This is a genomic window from Acinetobacter sp. ESBL14, assembly GCF_036668815.1.
In the GTDB taxonomy this organism is placed as follows: Bacteria; Pseudomonadota; Gammaproteobacteria; order Pseudomonadales; family Moraxellaceae; genus Acinetobacter; species Acinetobacter gyllenbergii.
On the sequence record NZ_JAZEVS010000053.1, the window covers coordinates 1 to 385 of the forward strand.

Sequence of the window (385 nt, forward strand, 5' to 3'; positions counted from 1 at the left end):
CCTACGCGCCCGGGCGGGCCACAGTCGACCGCCACGGCGGCGCGATGCAGTATGAGCTGAGCAACGGTGGCGCCATCTTCGACTATGTTTCGCGCAGGGAGGTCGCAGAGACCATCCGATATATCCCGGAGTTGGAGAACCCGAGCGACGAGGATCTTGAGGGCTTTAGGGCCTACATGAATCCACCGGATGTCGAACCGCCGACTCTTTCAGATCACGAGTGCGCCTGCGATGTCGATGAGATGAACGGCCCACGGCAGAAGACGCTCGCGAGCTAGTCCGGGACCAGGATTTCCATCGCTGCGAGCTGAGCTACCAGCTCCGCCCTGGTGATTGGTACATTGAACCGCCATTCAAGCAGCCGCACACCGTGACGGGCCAGGAG

The 385-nt window shown here is 61.8% G+C and carries 1 protein-coding gene; it reads left to right on the plus strand.

Going from position 1 to position 385, the window contains the following annotated elements; all coding sequences use genetic code 11:
- Positions 1 to 278: hypothetical protein (locus V6E90_RS21585; RefSeq protein ID WP_332606417.1), on the plus strand; the 278-nt coding region annotated here is incomplete at its 5' end.
- Between the last annotated feature and the right edge of the window lie 107 nt (positions 279 to 385).